Source organism: Herbaspirillum camelliae (assembly GCF_001929405.1).
Lineage (GTDB): Bacteria > Pseudomonadota > Gammaproteobacteria > Burkholderiales > Burkholderiaceae_D > Herbaspirillum > Herbaspirillum seropedicae.
In genome coordinates this window covers 5,222,999-5,241,085 of sequence record NZ_KV880769.1, presented here as the reverse complement: position 1 = coordinate 5,241,085, position 18,087 = coordinate 5,222,999, and the positions used below count along the sequence as shown (strand labels likewise).

18 protein-coding genes are annotated in these 18,087 nt (G+C 61.3%); all 18 read left to right on the top strand.

The features are described 5' to 3' along the window. The first annotated feature begins 7 nt into the window (after positions 1–7). The 18 genes from BGK68_RS23465 (at position 8) to BGK68_RS23385 (ending at position 18,087) form a co-directional block, all read left to right on the top strand. Positions 8–2,515, top strand: coding sequence for a VapE domain-containing protein (locus BGK68_RS23465; RefSeq protein WP_075259970.1), 2,508 nt, complete (start codon positions 8–10; stop codon positions 2,513–2,515). 530 nt (positions 2,516–3,045) lie between these two features. Further along, complete coding sequence (locus tag BGK68_RS27675) at positions 3,046–3,492, top strand: hypothetical protein (protein ID WP_143433147.1); 447 nt, start codon at positions 3,046–3,048, stop codon at positions 3,490–3,492. 193 nt (positions 3,493–3,685) lie between these two features. Then, positions 3,686–4,279, top strand: a complete 594-nt coding sequence (locus BGK68_RS23460; protein ID WP_075259051.1) for a phage tail protein — start codon at positions 3,686–3,688, stop codon at positions 4,277–4,279. Between the two features lie 91 nt (positions 4,280–4,370). Then, positions 4,371–4,913 (top strand): MarR family transcriptional regulator, encoded by a 543-nt coding sequence (locus BGK68_RS23455; protein ID WP_075259050.1) that lies wholly within the window; start codon positions 4,371–4,373, stop codon positions 4,911–4,913. Then, positions 4,816–6,813, top strand: coding sequence for a phage terminase large subunit family protein (locus BGK68_RS23450; RefSeq protein WP_324617643.1), 1,998 nt, complete (start codon positions 4,816–4,818; stop codon positions 6,811–6,813). The genes BGK68_RS23455 and BGK68_RS23450 overlap by 98 nt, the downstream gene beginning before the upstream one ends. A gap of 2 nt (positions 6,814–6,815) precedes the next feature. Next, the gene (locus tag BGK68_RS23445; RefSeq protein ID WP_075259048.1) at positions 6,816–7,382 is read left to right on the top strand and encodes a hypothetical protein; all 567 of its coding nucleotides are present in this window, start codon (positions 6,816–6,818) and stop codon (positions 7,380–7,382) included. Next, the gene (locus tag BGK68_RS23440) at positions 7,379–8,986 is read left to right on the top strand and encodes a phage portal protein (protein WP_075259047.1); all 1,608 of its coding nucleotides are present in this window, start codon (positions 7,379–7,381) and stop codon (positions 8,984–8,986) included. The genes BGK68_RS23445 and BGK68_RS23440 overlap by 4 nt, the downstream gene beginning before the upstream one ends. Positions 8,987–9,143: 157 nt before the next feature. Beyond that, positions 9,144–11,042 carry a phage major capsid protein gene (locus BGK68_RS23435; RefSeq protein WP_158035506.1) on the top strand — a complete coding sequence of 633 codons (1,899 nt, stop codon included), beginning with the start codon at positions 9,144–9,146 and terminating at the stop codon, positions 11,040–11,042. 91 nt (positions 11,043–11,133) lie between these two features. Next, on the top strand, positions 11,134–11,508 hold the full coding sequence (locus BGK68_RS23430) for a hypothetical protein (RefSeq protein WP_075259045.1): 375 nt from the start codon (positions 11,134–11,136) through the stop codon (positions 11,506–11,508). Further along, positions 11,508–11,810 (top strand): head-tail joining protein, encoded by a 303-nt coding sequence (locus tag BGK68_RS23425; RefSeq protein WP_075259044.1) that lies wholly within the window; start codon positions 11,508–11,510, stop codon positions 11,808–11,810. Before BGK68_RS23430 ends, BGK68_RS23425 begins: the two co-directional genes overlap by 1 nt. Positions 11,811–11,812: 2 nt before the next feature. Then, entirely contained in the window at positions 11,813–12,352 is a 540-nt protein-coding gene (locus BGK68_RS23420) for a hypothetical protein (RefSeq protein WP_075259043.1), read from the top strand. Between the two features lie 10 nt (positions 12,353–12,362). After that, complete coding sequence (locus BGK68_RS23415; protein WP_075259042.1) at positions 12,363–12,581, top strand: DUF2635 domain-containing protein; 219 nt, start codon at positions 12,363–12,365, stop codon at positions 12,579–12,581. After that, on the top strand, positions 12,578–14,068 hold the full coding sequence (locus BGK68_RS23410; RefSeq protein ID WP_233149392.1) for a phage tail sheath C-terminal domain-containing protein: 1,491 nt from the start codon (positions 12,578–12,580) through the stop codon (positions 14,066–14,068). The genes BGK68_RS23415 and BGK68_RS23410 overlap by 4 nt, the downstream gene beginning before the upstream one ends. Positions 14,069–14,080: 12 nt before the next feature. Continuing rightward, on the top strand, positions 14,081–14,443 hold the full coding sequence (locus BGK68_RS23405; RefSeq protein WP_075259041.1) for a phage tail tube protein: 363 nt from the start codon (positions 14,081–14,083) through the stop codon (positions 14,441–14,443). After that, positions 14,440–14,868: a phage tail assembly protein gene (locus BGK68_RS23400; RefSeq protein WP_075259040.1), complete on the top strand. Its 429-nt coding sequence runs from the start codon at positions 14,440–14,442 to the stop codon at positions 14,866–14,868. The genes BGK68_RS23405 and BGK68_RS23400 overlap by 4 nt, the downstream gene beginning before the upstream one ends. A gap of 155 nt (positions 14,869–15,023) precedes the next feature. After that, positions 15,024–15,209 carry a hypothetical protein gene (locus tag BGK68_RS23395; protein WP_075259039.1) on the top strand — a complete coding sequence of 62 codons (186 nt, stop codon included), beginning with the start codon at positions 15,024–15,026 and terminating at the stop codon, positions 15,207–15,209. A 68-nt stretch (positions 15,210–15,277) separates the two neighbouring features. Further along, a complete protein-coding gene (locus tag BGK68_RS23390) occupies positions 15,278–16,876 on the top strand; it encodes a phage tail tape measure protein (protein WP_143433145.1) in 1,599 nt (532 codons plus the stop codon). An 11-nt stretch (positions 16,877–16,887) separates the two neighbouring features. After that, positions 16,888–18,087, top strand: coding sequence for a DNA circularization protein (locus tag BGK68_RS23385; RefSeq protein ID WP_075259037.1), 1,200 nt, complete (start codon positions 16,888–16,890; stop codon positions 18,085–18,087).

The following is an 18,087-nucleotide window of genomic DNA, read 5'->3' as shown; positions in this document are numbered from 1 at the left end:
TGAGAGTTTGACAACGTTAGATCAAGCGGTGCAGCAGATGCGCGCCGCAGGCCTTCCCGCCCTGCCGGATGGCCATCCACGCACGGACGGTCGAATCTGGCGGTTCGGTCCAGGGAAGAAGAGTTGGTATGTTCTGCACGAAGTCCGGCGAGCGAACGGCAGTTGGTCGGTGCATGGAGCCTACGGCACCTGGCAGGGCACCAACAATTATTCGACCAAAATCGAGGCTGATTGGACCGGTGTGTCGGATGCTGAGCGAGCGGATTTGGAACGCCGCCAGCGCGAGAAGGATGCGCGGGAGCGTGACAAGCAGCAGGAGCGGGCAAAAAACGCTGCTAACCGTGCGCGGCAGCAGTGGGCAGAAGCCTCGGCCGCTGGCGAGTCGCTCTATGCGCTACGCAAGCAAATCACCACGCCGGGCCTAAAATTCATGGATGACGGTACGCTGCTGGTGCCGATGCTGAAGCACACAGCTGATGGGCTGGAGCTGGTCGGCCTGCAGAAGATCGCTGAAGATGGTTCCAAGGCCTTCAATAAAGGCATGGCCAAGGCCGGCGCATTCTGCCCGATTGGTAAGGCTGGCCCTGACGAGAAAATTTTGTTCTCTGCCGAAGGCTACGCAACGGCGCGCACTATCCGCATGGCGCTCCAGGACACTGTGGCCGGTTTTGTGACGTTCGACGCCGGGAATATCCTGCAGGTCTTGCTGGGCGTGCGTGCTCGCTACCCTGATGCTCATGTCCTCATTTGCGCGGATGATGACCATGCATTCGAGCCGCGCGTAGCCCGCGACCTGGCCCAGCAGTATGGCATCGAGGGCGTGGCCATCGACGGCCAGCAGCGTAGGCATCCGGGTAAGGATGGCGAATACTCCGTCACGGCCAGTTGGTGCGAGGGCATCGCTAGCCTCAGATTTATCGAGGTGCGCATCGTCGGCGAGGGATTCAGCCGAACCCTGCGATATGAGAACACCGGCCTGGTGAAAGCGCATGAAGCCGCGCAGGCGATCGGGAATGCCTCGGTGGTGGTGCCGGAGTTTGCGGAGCGAGGTGGGGACAAGTGGACCGATTGGAACGACCTGCATTGTGTCGAAGGCCTGGATGTCTGCGCGCAGCAGCTTTCTTCCGCGGTCTTGAAGGCCCTCACGCCGCCTATGGTCAAGGCCGCCCAGGCGGAGAAGGATCTTGCCGGCGAGATTGGAGCGCCGTCGGCGAATCCCGCTGGCGCTGAGAAGATTGTTCGCGCGGAGACGGCGCCTATGGAGGCGGAGCGCGAAAATTCCGAGTTGACGTGGGAGGCGCGGCTTGTTCGGAACGACAAAGGCCAGATTCTGCCGGTCCTGAGCAATGTGGTGGATGTGCTGCTCAATTCACCTGAGTGGGAAGGTGTGATTGTGTATGACGAATTCAGTGGCCAGGTTGTCAAAGCCAAGGTGCCGCCGTTTCCGCGCGGTGAGATCGGGGAGTGGACCGATAAGGACGATCTGCGCGCGACCCTTTGGATCCAGCGGAAGTATTCATTCCATCCTCGCGAGGATGTGGTGATGAAGGGTGTGCTGCTGGCCGCCGATGCACAGTCGCGGCATGTGGTGCGCGATTATCTTGATCCGCTTGTGTGGGACGGTACGGACCGCCTCTCCATGTGGATGATCGATTTCCTGGGCGCCGAGGATATGGAGTATGTGCGACGTGTATCGCGCAAGTTCATGATCGGGGCTGTGGCTCGAATTTATAGGCCGGGCTGCAAGATGGACAACGTACTGATCCTCGAGGGAACCCAGGGCCTCAAGAAATCTACCGCGCTCAAGACGTTAGCTGGCGAGTGGTTCACAGATGCGCCCCTTCGATTCGAGAATAAGGACACCTATTCGATCATGCGCGGGAAGTGGTTCATTGAGCTGGCCGAGCTGGACTCCTTCAACAAGGCTGACTCTGAGGCCGCGAAGCAGTTCTTTGGCCAATATGTTGACCGGTACCGAGATTTTTACGGCAAGCGAGCCAGCGACGTGCCGCGCCAGCAGGTTTTCGCGGGCAGTACCAACAAATACGTCTACCTGAAGGACGAAACCGGCAATCGTCGTTACTGGCCGGTTCGGGCTATAGAGATCAATCTTGATGGGCTTGCTGCTGCCAGGGATCAACTATGGGCAGAAGCCGTGGTAGCATTCCGGGCCGGTGAGCCGTATTGGGAAACACCCGATGATGTGCCGTTGTTCCGTGAGCAGCAAGAAGCGCGCTTCGTCAGCGATGCGTACACCGAGGTGATTGCTGGTGGCCTGATCGGAAAGAAGCAAACCAGCGTCACCGACGTACTGCAGAATATCCTCAAGCTGGATACCTCGAAGTGGACCATGCCCGAGCAACAGCGGGTCGGCCGCAGTTTGGGGCAGCTGGGGTGGGTGCGGAAAAAGGGCCCAGTCAAAGCAGGCCACCGAGAATGGATCTATGTGCGAGGTGAGCCTGAGGGAGCCTCCGAAGCTGATGCACATGAGGAGGCTGACGATGCTCCTATCTGATTCCATTATGCAATCTTTTCGCGCTCTGTCCCAGTCTCCCGGTTCACTGGGACAAACCTGGGACAGGCCCGTAAATGCTGGGCTGTCCCAGTCTTTTGATTCACTGGGACAAACCTGGGACAGGCCCATAAATGCTGGGCTGTCCCAGTCTTTTGATTCACTGGGACAAACCTGGGACAGGCCCATAAATGCTTGGCTGTCCCAGTCTTTTGATTCACTGGGACAAACCTGGGACAGGCCCGTAAATGCTGGGCTGTCCCAGTCTTTCGATTCACTGGGACAAACCTGGGACAGTGTGCCCAAATCTGTCCCAGTGTCCCAGTCGGGGGCGATGACTGGGACAGCGGAAACCCGCATGCCGCTGCGGGTTGTCCCAGCTGTCCCAGTTGTCCCAGTGGTCTGCCTCGTGTGTGTGTGCGTGCGCACATGTGCGAGGGCGCGTGCCCGCGCGTATACGCGTGCGCGCGTCCCTTGCTTTTTCACTGGGACAACTGGGACAACTGGGACAGTAAGCAAGATGGGAGGTCGTCATGGCTGATGATCTCCGCAATTTCCATCAACCAGTGGAAAACCTGGCCGACGACTTAGACGGTAGTGATCCGGAGCTTTTCTCCCGGCTGCAAAACTGGCGAGAGTATCTTCGGGCCAGTGGCCGATCTGCTGGCGGCGATGGACCGGGATGGGTTGGCCACTACATCGCGCTTAGGAATACCGACCAGAATATCGGCGCCACGTCTCTTGCTCGTCTCGCTGGCCGGCGTGCAGACACGAAGGACGGTTGGCTGGTTGAGCGTGCAGTGGCTTCGTTGGGCAGTGAGCACGAGCGTGAGCTATTGCGGGCTTGGTATGTGTGGCGCTTGCCGCCATCTGTTATCCGCCGCCGCGCCCGTGTTCGAGGGCCCCATCTTCGTGAGGTCAGGTTGCGAGCTGAAAAAAATTTACAGCTGGCTCTTGTCAAACTGGAGGCGCGGGACTAAAGTTACATCCAACAAATTTACGTCGCCGCCGTTTTGCGTGCCTTGAAGTGTCTGCCATATGGCAGGCATTTTGGCGACCACGTTAAGAAAAGCCCCGCCCAGTAATGGTTCGGGGCTTTTTGCTTTGGACTTCACAGAAGGGAGGCTAGGGGCTATCGGCCACCGCTACCTTCTCAACGATGCTGGAGATCGAATGCTTCGCTTTGATGTCCGGACCGATATTGGCAAGGCCGCCGCGCAGATGACCAAGCTGGCCTCGGGCGTGCGCGACAAGGCCACTACCCGTGCGATCAATAAGGTCGCGGCTCAGGGTAAGACTGTTGCAGCTCGGGAGATCAAGGATCAATACCAGATCAGTTCCCGTGTGATCAGCAAGAGCATCTCGATCCGCCGTGCTGGTCGGGGATCGCTGCAGGCGGTCGTCACAGCAGAAGGTAAGCCGCTGCCGATGATCGCCTTCAATGCCCGCCAGTCCAAGGCCGGTGTCACGGTCAGGATCAAAGGAAAGACCATCACCGTCCCTCATGCCTTTATCCGGTCAATGCGATCCGGCCACCGTGGTGTGTTCGCCCGTGGGGGTTACAAGGGTTCGTTCCAGCAGACCGGGCAGGCGTTCGGTCGGTTCAAGTTCGGTCGTGGTCGCCTGCCCATCGGCGAGCTCTTCACGGTCAGCGTGCCCAAGGGCTTCAGCAACAAGACCGTCCAGGACAAGGTGATGGCCAGGGTGCAGGAGCAGTTCCCCAAGGTCTTGGCGCAGGAGATCAACTACCTGTTGCTCAAGAAATAAACGGCCGGGTCCTCCCTGCGACCCGCGCGTACGGGCGTATGCATCGCGATTTTTCTCTACTTTTGGCCCGGCTAAGGGGGTCATATTTTCCATGCCTACACAGCAACAAATTGCCGACCATCTGGATCTGGATCAGTCGGCCGTAAGCCGCATGCTCGAAAAACTGGGCGTGGCCTGGCAGACGGCCAACATGGATGAGATCCGCAAGGCGTACATCCGCCAGCTGCGCGCCCAGGCCTCCGGCCACAAGTCCGAAGACGGCCTCGACCTAGTGCGCGAGCGCGTGCTGACCGAGCGGGTGGACCGCGAACTGAAGCAGCTGCAGGTCGCCGAGAAGCGCGGCCAGCTGATCAATGTCGAGCAGTTGGAGGGGCAGTTGATGAACATGGTCGGGGCATTCCGCTCCGAGCTGCTGGCGCGCGACGACAAGCTGGCGTCCGAGCTGTCCACCTTGTATGAAGTGAATGTCGATGTCTCTCTCCTCAATGAACACACGTATGCTGCCCTCGGCCAGCTCGCCCGATACGATCCAGGCGGTGGAAGCTTTGCTGCGCCGCCTGGTGGCGACGCTGGTGCCGCCGGAGAAGCTGACGACGACCGAGTGGGCGCGGCGCCATCGGGGCCTGTCGGCTAAGGCGTCGGCCAAGCCCGGCCGGTACAACCCGGACATCACGCCGTGGGTGCATGGCATTCATGAGGCGCTGGACGATCCGACCGTCTTCAAGGTGGTCGCACAGAAGTCGTCGCAGATTGCCTGGACGGATGGGGTGCTCAACAACTACCTGGGCAAGCGGATCGATATCGACCCGTGCCCGATCATCGTTATGTTCTCGAAGGACAAGGCGGTGAAGGAATACAACGACGAAAAGTTCGTGCCCATGGTCGAGGCCACGCCTCGGCTGATGGACAAGATCCCGGTCTCGAAGAAGCGGGATAAGGAAAATCGGGTGGACTTCAAGCAGTTCCCCGGTGGCTTCCTGAAGTTCGTCGGGTCGAACTCGCCCGCCTCGGTGAAGTCGACGCCCGCACCCGTGGTTGCGGTGGAAGAGCCAGACGACTGTAACGACAACGTGAAGGAGCAGGGCGATACGATCTCTTCCCTGGAGGAGCGGACCAAGACCTTCGCGCGCCGCAAGATCATTTTCGGCGGCACGCCAACGATTGCTGGCGTCAGCAAGATCGAGCAGGCATACCTGCTGTCGGACCAGCGCAAGTTTTTCATCCCCTGCCACGAGTGTGGCGAGGCCCATGTCCTGGATTGGGAAAACGTCGTCTGGCTGGACAACCCCGAGGTCCACCATGAGGTCTTCGGCCATGCCGTCCCATCGTCGGCCCGGTACCGCTGCCCGCATTGTGGTGCCTTGTGGACCGATGCCGAGAAAAACCGCAACGTGCGCAAGGGCACGTGGCGGGCCACGGCCACCTTCCACGGCGTGGCCGGCTTCTGGCTGAACGAGGTGTATTCCCCGTTCCCAGGATCGACCATGCCGCACCTGGTGGAGAAGTACCTGTCGGCCAAGCACGCACTGGCGCAGGGCGACGACACGAAGATGCGTGTCTTCCGCAACAACACCGAGGGCAAGTCGTATGAGTACGCCAGCGAACTGCCAGATCTGGATGCGCTGAAGGACCGGGCCGAAGACTACGAGGAGCTGGTTGTCCCATGGGGCGGCCTGGTGGTGACCGCTGGTTGCGACGTGCAGCACGACCGGATCGCGGTGGTGATCCGAGTATGGGGGCGCGGGGAAGAAAGCTGGCTGCTCTACTGGGGCGAGATCCACGGCAAGACCTTGATCGCCAATGAGGGGGCGTGGGTTGACCTCGATCAGTTGCTTTCCAAGCCGATCCCACATGAAGGCGGTAGCCAGTTATCGATCCGTGCAGTGTCTATCGACTCCTCGGACGGCCAGACCTCGGACGCGGTGTATGCGTTCGTGCGGGATCGGTTGAGCCGTGGCTATCTGGCGGTGAAGGGGGCCTCATCCGATGACGGGCGCGAGATCTTCGCGCCGCCGCGCCCGTCCATCGATACGAACCGCCAGAACAAGGCGGCCAAGTTCGGTGTGAAGCCGTTCATGGTCGGCACTGAGCGAGCGAAGGATCTGCTGCTGGGCCAGGATTCTGGCGCCGGGCGGATTCGGTTGCAGGGCAAGGGGCCGGGGCGTATGCACTGGTACAAGGCCGTTCGCCCGGACTATTACGAGCAGATCACCAGCGAGGTCAAGGCGCCTCACCGGACGCTGCGTAATAAGAAGGTGTGGCAGAAGAAGTCGGGCGTGCGCAACGAGGCGCTGGATTGCGAGGTGTACGCCCTGCACGCCGCCAGGTCGCTCAAGATTCATCTGTACAAGGAATCGCATTGGGCGATGTTGGAGGATGCCGTCCGGCAGAAGGACATCTTCGAAGGCGCGGCTGCAGCGCCGGCGGCGCAGCCCGCTGCCGCGTCGGACCAGGTGAAGCCGCAGGCGAGCAAGAAGCCTCGGTCATTTAATCTTCCCCGCCCTGGTGGTGGGTTCAAAGCATCGAGCTGGTAATCATGAATATTCCAACCGAACTCACGGCCGGCGACTCCCTCCATTGGACGGAGCCGCCGTTGACCGTGCGCGGCGCCGACTACAGCAGCGCCGCCTGGACGCTGCAGTTTGCGCTGCGCGGGCCGACCAAGCTGGATCTGCCAGGCACGGCAGACGGATCAGGTGGCTGGACATTCGCGCTTACATCTGCTGCCAGCCAGGACCTGCAGGCCGGGCCGTACTGGTGGCAGGCCGTGCTGACAAAAGATACGGAGCGAGTGACGGTCGGCAGCGGCCAACTGCAGGTGCTGGCCAACCTGGCCGCGATCACGGCGGAAGGCTTTGACGGGCGCAGCCTGGCGCAGCGCGCACTGGCCGATGCTGAGAAGGCGCTTGCGGACCTGACGGCCAGCGGCCAGAAGACGAAGAAGTATGCAATCGGGCCACGTAACGCTGAGTATTTCACTGCCGCCGAGCTGATCGAGGCGGTGAACTACTGGCGAGGCCGGATCTTGCGGGAGAAGGAAGAGAAGGCCGCCGCTACTGGTGGCCCGAACCCGAGAAACTACTACGTAAGGTTCACGTCATGACCTCGACCAGCTGGTACAACGAAGAGCGCGTGGCGCAGAAGGGTTCGGTGGTATTGCGCCAATGGACGGCCGAGCGTGAAGCCCAGCGTAAGCGCGCGGCTGCCGTGGCTGAAGCCCAGCGGATGTATGCCGGCGCTCAGTTCAATCGCCTGACATCGGATTGGACGGCCTTGAACACCACGGCTGACTCCGAGATCCTGACCAGCCTGCGCTTGCTACGCGCTCGCTCCCGTGAGCTGGTGCGCGATAACGGCCACGCCAAGAACGCAATCCGGATCATCCAGAACAACGTAGTAGGCACGGGCGTGGGCTTCCAAGCCCAGGTGGCGGATTCTCGGGGCAAGCTGCTTACCTCGCTGAATGACGCGATTGAGGAAGAATATGCAGAGTGGTGCGATGGGAAGATCTGTCACACCGGCGGCATTCTTCATATGCCCGATATGCTGCGTTTTGTCATCGGACGTATTGCCGAGGATGGGGAGGTGCTGGTGCGCAAAGTACGCCAGCCATTCGGTGGCGGTAAGGCGCCCCTGGCATTAGAGGTGCTGGAGGCTGACCGGCTCCTGGACAACTGGCAGACTGCGATGGCTCCCAATGGCAATGCCATTCGCATGGGGGTCGAGGTGGACCAGTGGGGTAGGCCTGCGGCCTACTGGCTGTACCCCTCTCATCCTGGTGATTTTCAATTCCGGACGTTCCAGGCCAGCAATTACATCCGGGTGCCAGCTGACGAAATCATTCACCTCTACCTGGTGGATCGCTGGCCGCAGACGCGGGGCGTACCCTGGATGCATACGGTCCTGCGTCGCCTCAACGACATGAAGGGCTATGGGGAAGCGGAGATTGTCGCGGCTCGCGCTTCGGCAAATATCGTCGGCTTCATCAAGGCACCGGACGGTCCGGTACCGGATGGGATCGTTGGTAACCGCCAGGTCATGGATGCGGAGCCGGGAACGTTCCGTTACCTGGCACAGGGTGAGGACTTCGTCGGCTTCAATCCGTCCCGTCCGAATGCAGCGCTGGAACCCTTCATGCGGTTCATGCTGCGTGAGATCGCGGCAGGCATCGGGGTGAGCTATGAATCGCTCTCCCGCGACTACTCGCAGAGCAACTACAGCAGCTCGCGCTTGTCGCTTCTGGATGACCGAGATTTATGGCGGTTGCTGCAGGGCTGGCTGATTCGCAACCTCTGCAGCCCGATCAAGCGCGAGTGGCTCAACGCAGCGGTACTGGCCGGGCAGGTGAACATCCCTGACTTCTATAGCAAGCAGCGCAAGTATCAACGCGAGCGGTGGAAGCCGCGCGGCTGGAGCTGGATTGACCCGACGAAGGAAGTGTCGGCGTACAAGATGGCGGTGCGCTCGGGCTTCATGTCGGCTAGCGATGTGATCGCGCAGACGAACGGCGGTGCCGACATCGAGGATACCTACCGTGCCCGCCGCTCTGAGCTGGACATGGCCGCCGACATGGATCTGGTCTTTGATACTGATCCGGCCAAGGTCGACGAGAAGGACAAGGCCGTGGCCGGCGCCGACGACCCGCCCCCCGATCCTCCGGCAGAAGCTGGGGCAGAGGGGGACGAGCCGACCGCCGGCGAAGACTGACCGTCAGCATCAGCAAACAACAACCCGTCCAGGGCTACCTGGGCGGGTTTTTCTTTTTGGAGTCGTGATGGGAACGAAAACGAGAAAACCGCCCGTGGTCGGTGCGCCGCAGCTGCGGCTGCTGACTTTGCGGGCAGATGGACCCTTGGCAGTGGACATGGAAGCGCGGACCGTGCGCTTCCCCTTCAGCTCGGAGGAGCCCTGCGACATGTGGTACGGCACCGAGATCTTGAGCCACGCCCCCGGCGCCATGCGCACCGGCGTGCGCCAGGGCAGCATGCCGCTCCTCTTCAACCACAACCGCGATGACCTGCTGGGTATCGTCGAATCGCTCGAGCTGGGCGCGGACCGTCGTGGCTATGTGACGGTCCGCTTCGGCAAGGATGAGCGTGGCGACTGGGCTCTTAACCAGTGCGACGACGGCATCCTGGTCAATGCCTCCTTTCAATACCGCGTCTTCAAATTCGAGGATGACGTGGAGAACGAAATCTATACGGCGACCGACTGGGAGCCGTATGAGATCTCGCTGGTAACGGTGCCGGCCGACCCGACTGTGGGTGTCGGTCGCAGCCTCGATGCCAGTGATCCCCGGGCTGCAGCGCAGGCCCATCAATCCCAACCGGCCCCGGCCGACAACATGGAGCAACAAGATATGTACAAGCACCGTCACTCCCCGCGCGTTCTGCGCAACCAGGCGGACGATGGCGCGACCGGCGGAGGTGCCGGTGGCGTTGGCGTCGTCAACACGGCCGACCAGACTGCACTGCGCAGTCAGGGCGCCGAAGAAGAGCGCAAGCGCATCGACGAGATCGATAGCATGTGCCGTCAGCACGGCGTGCCCGATGACGTGCGTGCCGGCCTGATTCGCAAGGGCGCGTCGATTTCCGAAGCGCGTGGCGCAGTGCTGGATCTGCAGCTGCAGCGCAAGGCCAACCCGGTCGCCAACATGGGCGATGGCTACTCGCCCGACCTGTCTGAAAAGGAAAAGGCCGGCTACTCGATGCTGCGCGCAATCAACGCCGTCCTGTCGAACGACTGGAAAAAGGCTGGCTTTGAGCTGGAAATCTCCAACGACATCGGCAAGCGCATGGGCAAGACCACTAGCGGCTTCTTCATGCCGACCAACGTTCCCTTCGCGCAGCGCGCTCAGTATGCAACTGGCGCTGCCGCTACCGGCGGCGTCATGGTCGCCACCAATCTGCTGGCTGGCAGCTTCATCGACATTCTGCGCAACCGTGCCCGTGTCTTCCAGCTCGGCGCCACCATCCTGTCCGGCCTGGTGGGCAACGTCGATATTCCGCGCCAGAATGGCGCTTCCAGCACCTTCTGGGTGACTGAAGGCGGCAACCTGACCGAGTCCGAAGCGACCTTCGACAAGGTGAGCCTCACCCTGAAGAGCCTGGGTACCTATTCGGCGATCACGCGTCAGATGCTGATGCAGGCCACGCCGGACATCGAGATGCTGGCCCGCGCCGACCTGATCGCGCAGATGGCGCTGGGTATCGACCTGGCTGCGCTCTCCGGCACTGGCACCGGCGGTATGCCGCTGGGCATTGCCAACATGTCGGGCATCGGCTCGGTCGTGGGTGGTACCAACGGCGCTCAGTTGACCATTGATCACCTGATCGATCTGGAAACCGCCGTGGCCACTGCCAATGCCGATGTCGACTCGATGTCCTATCTGGCCAACGCCAAGTCGGTCGGCTGGCTGAAGAAGCTGAAGGCGACTACCGGCCAGTATCTGTGGACGAACAGTCCGGGTGGCCAACGCTCTGGCACTCCGGGCGAGATCAACGGTTACCCCGTGGCCCGCTCCAACCAGGCGCGGTCTACCCTGACCAAGGGCTCCTCGGCCGGGGTGTGCTCCGAAGTCTTCTTCGGTAACTGGTCCGAGCTGCTGATCGGCGAGTGGGGCGCATTGGAAATCACGCCTAACCCGTATGACAGCACCGCCTTCAAACAGGGTGGTGTGCTGCTGCGTGCCATGCAATCCGTGGACATCGCTGCACGTCATGCCGCGAGCTTCGCCGTCATGTCCGACGCGTTGACCGCATAAGCCACGAACTGATTGCCGCCGCGTCCAGGGTCGGGCCGGTGGCTGCTGTGCAGACGTCTGCACATTCGAGAATCTCTGAAAGGAAAGCCAAATGGCAACCAAACGTTATATCGTCCGCGAGGGCTTCATCTATCGCACTGTGGACGGCAAGGGAAGTGAAAAGGTCTACAGCGAAGGCGACATCATCACGCTGGAGCAGGAGATCGGCGATGCTGCGCACCAGCTGGAGTATGCCGAGGACAAGGACCGTGCTGCAGCTGCGAAGGCTGAAGAGGCGCGCAGCCGCGCGCTGAAGGTCGAGCTGCCGGCCGCTGCGACCGGCTCGGTGGTGCTGGACCATGAAGCATTGGCCGGCGCCATCGCGCAAGGCATCGCCGCCGCATTCCAGGCCCAGCAGGAGGAGGTCCAGCAGGATGCGACCGCCTCGGCCGCTGGTGGATCGGCCTCTGGTGGCACGGCCAGCTGATGAAGCTGGTTGAAGACCTGGATGTGTTCTTTCGGGACTTCGGCGACCTCGCGCACTGGCAACCGTCAGCAGGCGGCCCGGCACTAGACGTTCTGGTGATCTTCGATAACCCGGACGACTTGGTGCTGGGCGACGCGCTGCTCGTTCAGAACACCTCGACCATCATGTACAAGACCGGCTCATTGCCGGGCTTGGGAGAAGACGAGGTACTGACGATCAACGGTAGCCAGTGGCGCGTGCAACAACCGCCGAAGGCAATCGAGGACGGCAAGCTCACCAGCGCACAGATCATCGAGGCCTGACCATGCACATCCGTAAGCAAATCCGCGAGAAGATTTATCAGCTCCTGGAGCCGCATCCCACCCTGGCCAATCTCTTCGAGGCCAGAACGAAGCCGCTCTCGAACCGCAAGCTGCCTTTTGCCAATGTGATCAACGGCGGCGAGACGGCCGAGGATTTGAGCGACCAGTGGCAGGAGCTGCGCACGGTGATGGTCATGGTGCAGGTTTACGTCCAGGACGGCCATGATGTGGTTGACCGGCTGGACGAACTGGCGGCGCCCATCGAGGAGCTGCTGGCGGTCGATCAGCGCTTGGGTGGATTGACGGTGGCCTTCCGCTATAAAGGAAGCGATCCGGACTACACCGGCGCGGCTTCCAGCGAGGCGGCGCTGCTGACCATGAACTATGAGGCCAAATACATCTGGCAGCCGCAGCCGGCCGCAGATGACCTGCAGGTGGTCTCAGTGCAGATCGATATGTCCTCGCCTCGCAACGATCCGCCGCTGCCGGCCACGCCGGACGGCCAGATCGACGCATCCGCAAAAATCATCCTTCCTCAATAGGAGCAAAGAAATGAAATTGATCTATCCCGTAGAAGGGAGGATCGTGCGCGACCCCGTGACCGGCCGTGAATTGACCAAGGCCGGTGTCACCGTGGACGAGAACGATTCTTTCTGGCTGCGTCGCTTGGCCGATGGCGACGTGACCGAAGAAGAACCGGCGGAAGAAGATGCTGAAGAAGTGGCCGAGCAGAACCAGGCCTCGGCTCAGCATGAAGAGGGAGGTGCATGATGGCCGCTGCAGCTTCGATTTCCTTCAATCAGATCCCGGTCAACTTGTTGACCCCTGGCCAGTATGTCGAATTCGACAACAGTAAGGCCATCAACGCGCCCGTCAACATGCCGCAGCGCGTCCTGCTGATCGCGCCATCGCTGGCTAGTGGCACTGCCCCCGCCAACGCGCCGTATCAGATCAGCTCCAAGGATGGCGGTGTTGCCGCTTTCGGACGCGGCTCCATCGGCGCATCGATGGTGGGCAGCATCTTCGACGTGACCGATACCATCGAGACCTGGGTGGTGGCAGTGCCCGACAACGGTGCTGGTACTGCAGCGGCTGGCACGATCACCATCACCGGCGCGGCTACGCAGGGCGGCACGCTGAATCTGTACATTGGCGAAGACGCTGTGCAGGTCGCGGTGTCCACTACGGACACGCCGACAACCATTGCGACGGCCCTGGCTGCGGCGATCAACGCCATGCCGGATCTGGTCGTGACCGCCTCCAGCAATGTCGGGGTGGTGACTGTCACGGCTCGCCACAAGGGCACGCTGACAAACGACCTGATGATGCAGCTCAACTACTATCCGCTGATTCAGCAGACGCCGGCCGGTCTGGGGGTGGCGCTGGTGCAGCTCTCGGGTGGTACGGCGGACCCCAGCATTGCGACGGCGCTGTCCAACATCGGCGCCACGCAGTACAACAACATCATCATGGCCTTCAACGATGCCCCCAACATGGCACTGATGGAGACCGAGCTGAATAACCGCTGGGGGCCGCTGCTGCAGAACGACGGCCAGTGCCATAACGCCTTGCGCGGCACGGTCGGTTTGCTCAATGCGGCCTTGAGCGCGCGCAACAACTCGCACATCGCCACCTGGACCTGCGAGACCGGTGGAGAACCGGGCCCAGTGTGGGAAAAGGCCGCGTTGTGCGGTGCCATCGCTGCGTATTACCTGGGCATCGACCCGGCCCGTCCGCTGCAGACCCTGGCGTTGCCGAGTCGGCTGCCGGCGCCGGCGAACAAGCGCTTCACCCGCGCCGAGCGCAACAACATCTTGTCGTATGGCGGTGCCACCACGGTGGTCGACAACGGCGGCAACGTGGTGATCGAGCGCGCGGTGACGAATTACAAGACCAATTCGGCCGGCCTGGTTGATCCAAGCTATCGCGACGTAGAGACGATGTACACCTTGTCGCTGATGCGCTATCAGGTGCGGGCGCGGATCGCGCAGCGCTTCCCGCGCTACAAACTGGCCAACGACGGGACGCAGGCGGCGCCGGGCCAGGCGCAGGTCACGCCGCAGGACATCCGTGCCGAGCTGATCGCTCTGGCGCTGGATTGGGTGGACGCTGGACTGATGGAGGACATCGATCAGTTCAAGTCTGACCTGCTGGTGGCCCGCAACGCGACCGACGTGAATCGTGTCGACGTGCGCCTGCCGCCCAACCTGGTCAATCAGTTCCGCATCTTCGCGGCGCAGATCCAGTTCCGTCTGTAACAGGAGAGAAACATGGCAGAAATGTATTTTGGACGCGCTTTCATCCGCGTCAATGGCGAGAGCATCGCCAGTCTGCCGGGCACCGCGAAGATCAACCCCGGAGGGGTTGAGCGTACTGCGGTGGTCGGTGACTTCGGTTTTCTCGGTTGGACTGAGAAGCCGGTGCATAGCGAGATCGAATTCGATATCGCGGTGAGCGGTAGCACCAATATCGGTGCCATCAACGCCATCCAGAATGGCACGGTGGTCTTCAAATGCGATTCCGGGCAGCAGTACATTCAGCGTGGCGCCAGCCTCGCCGCGCCGATTGGCCCGCAAGCCGGTGACGGCAAGGCATCGCTCAAATTCATTGGCGCACCTGCGGAGCAAGCATGAGCTACGATCAACTTTACCCCGAGCTGGCATCGGAAACCGCCCCGGCAGTGCAGACGCCTGCACAAGTGCCTTCGCCAACGCTGCCGCCGCCCGTTGCGGCTCCGGTGGGCGATGGCGCCGCTCCTCTGCCGTTGGATGGGCTGAAGGTGGATGCTGTTACCTACCAGCTGAAGGTGCCGATCCTGGCGGAGGATGGTTTCGAGATCAAGACCCTGAAGCTGCGGCGCCTGAAGGGCCGCGAGATGAAGGGACTCAACCCGAGTCCGGCGGAAGGTCGCGTTGGCCTGCAGCTGCAGATGATCGCAGCGATGAACGGCCTCCCGCATGAGGTGCTGGATGAACTTGACGCCGTCGATGTGATTGCGCTTCTGGGGGAGTCTGCGCCTTTTTTGGTCGGTGTCACTGGCGCGACGCCGTCGGCCTGATCGCCTACGTCTACCGCTTTCCTCCGAGTGAGATCTGGGAAATGGATACCTGGGAACTTGATTTCTGGGTCGAGGAAGCGGAAAAGGTGATCGAAGCGCAACGGAGAATGCAAGGGGCGTCTTGACGGTCGGGGTGTTCTTGTTAGAATGGGCTCATGGACAAACCTGCTCAATCTAAGAAGGAAGCGCCCGATCTCAAGACCGGTCTGATTGGCCTGTCGATGTTCGGCATCGGTCTGATCGGCCTGATACCGGCCTTAATTGGCCTGTTCATTCTTGGGGGTATCGTCTGGTATGGCGTGCCGTTCATGATAAAGCTCTTCGGCATTCTCTTCTCTTAAAGCAACAGCAGTTTGAAAAGCCCCGCTCGGGAAACCTGGCGGGGCTTTTCTTTTGCCCCGAGATTTGTATGGGAACTCAACAGACAAAATCCGAGCTGGTGATCTCGGCCATCGACAAGGCCTCGGCCACGTTGAATGAGATCGGCACCAAGCTCGAAGGCTTGATCAAGCCGGCCGGCGATCTGCACGCCTCGCTCGGCAAGCTCTATGACGCCACCGGCCTGGGCAAGGTGAAGTCAGCGGTCGGCGCCCTGTCGAAGTCCCTGGTCGGCCTGGCTGTGGCGACGGTCGGGATTGGCGGCGTATACGCCGGCACGGTAGGGGAGATTCTGCACTTCGGGATCGCTGCGGCCGAGGCCGCTGACAGCGTCGGCGACCTGGCCGAGAAATACCAGATCAACGCCCAGCGGCTACAGGTGTTCGGCGAGCTGGTGAAGGAAGACGGCGGCACGATGGAGGATGCCGCCGCCGCCATGGGTAAGCTGAAGAAGGCCATGGGCCTGGCGCTGTCTGGCGGGAAAGAGCAGCAGCAGGCATTCGCGGGCGTCGGGATTTCGATGGCCCAGCTGAAGGGCATGAAACCCGAGGAAGTGATCGAGCGCATGGCGGATGCCTTCAAGGGCTCCAACAAAGACCTGGCCAAACAGGCCGTGCTGTTGGAGCTGATGGGCAAGAGCGGCGAGATCATGATGGGCACCATGAACCGCGGTGCCGATGGCATCCGCGAGAAGTATGAGCAGATGACGGCCGATGGCCGGATCTTCACCGACGACCAGCTCCAGCAAGCTGACTCTTTTGACAAGATGTGGAAGCGCCTGCAGGGCACTTTCGAGGGTATCAAGAACTTCCTCGGCTTGAAGCTGGCCGAGAAGATTCAGCCGATGTTCGAGAACATCCAGAAATGGACGGTCGCCAACCGTGGTCTGATCGAGAGCAAATTCGATGCCTTCCTCGAGAAGCTGCCGGCGATTATCGATATCGGCGTACAGGTGTTCCAAGGGCTCTGGCAAGTGGCGCAGAAGGTCGGTTCCGTCTTCAAGGCCATGAATAGCGCCTTCGGCCCCACGGTGTCCACGCTCATGATGTTGAGCGGGCTGATGTCGCCGGTTCTGCTGGCATTCGGGCAGCTGGGATGGGCGCTCGGTGTGGCGGCCGTGAAGCTGAGTGTTTTCGCCTGGACCATGTTGCCGGCGGCGATGACTGGGCTGCAGGCACTATGGGGCGTGATGCTGGCCAATCCCATCGGCCTGCTCATCGCAGGTGTGGTGGCCTTCGGCGTGATCATCTACAAGAACTGGGACAACATCGTTTCCTACGTCAGCGGTGCCTGGGATCGGATCAAGGGTGTATTCAATGTCGGCTTCTTTGACGGTCTGATCCAGGTCTGGCTGGAGAGCTGGCAGGCCCTTGCCAACGGCATCCTGGGAATTATCAAGACAATCCTTCCGGACAGGCTGATGCCGGACGCGATGAAGGATTTCAAATTCTCATTTGCCACCGACCGGGCCAACAACCTCACAGCAGCCAAAGCCGCCGGCGCCGGGAAGACTGAGGTAGGCGGGACGCTGAAGATCCAGGTGGAGGGAGCCGGGGCGAAGGTGACTGAGCTAACGCGCGCTGGCAATGCTATGGACATTGATGTCACGGCCGGCCTGGCCATGATGTAAAGGAGAAGCGCATGGCATGGCGAGACAACCTGCGCCAGGCGAGCTTCCGTGGCGTGAAGTTCAACGTTGACGGTTCGAGCCTGAGCGCTGGCCGCCGCATTGCGCGGCACGAATACCCGCAACGCGACATTCCTTATGCGGAGGACATGGGGCGGCGGGCGCGGGAATATAAGGTCGAGGCATTCGTACTGGGAGATCCGGGCGGCGACAACGACTACATGGTGCCGCGCGATGCACTGATTGAGGCCATCGAGAAGGCTGGCCCAGGCCAACTGGTACATCCGTACTACGGTACGGTTTCTGTGACAGTGTTCGGTGAAGTTCAGGTGTCCGAATCCACCCGTGAGGGTGGCATGGCCAAGTTTGCGATCACCTTCCTGGAGGCCGGCAAGCAGGAGGAGCCCAAGACATCGGACGATACCGAAGCGAAGCTGTCTGACCAGGTAAGCGTTTGCGATGCCTCTTTTAGCAAGGACTTCGCGGACAACTTCTCGGTGGATGGCCTGCCGGACTTTGCGGTCGATGATGCGCTCAGCCAGGTCGATGACGTCATGGCGTTGCCGGATGTCGACCTTGCGTCGCTGGATTGGATCAGGGCCGATCCCACCTCGGTGCTTACGGCGCTGCTGCCGGAAAACCTGCGTAGCAGCCTGAATGCGCCGCTGACCTTGGCGCCGGGCGTGCTTGGGCTGATTAGCGGCGCACAGAAGTGGCTATCGTTCTTCAACTTCGCGGATGGACTGGCCAACTCTGCCTCGGCCGTCACTGCCACCACTGCGTCGCGCGTGGCGGTGGTGAGGAATCAGACGGCCTTTAGCGACCTGGTGCGCGGCGGTGCCACGTCCAGTCGCATCTATGAACTGGCCACCACGAAGCCGGCGACCACAGTGGAAGCCCAGGCGTTGCGCGCTGAGATTGTCCAGCGGACGGATGCCATCCTCTTTTCGGACAAGGTCAGCCAAGCCACCAGCCAGGCGGTGGTGCAGTTGCGTACGGTCGCCCTCCAGCACCTGGCCAGCAATACGGTGGCGCTGCCGAGTCTGGTGTCGGTGACGCAGCAGCAGGTTCGACCGGCCGTGGTGCTGGCGCATGATTTTTACGGGGATAGCTGGTACGCGCAAGGGCGCGCGGATGACCTAGTGAGCCGCAATTCAGTGGCGCATCCCGGCTTCGTACCAGCTGGCCAGCCTCTTCAATTTGTTTCGGAGTGA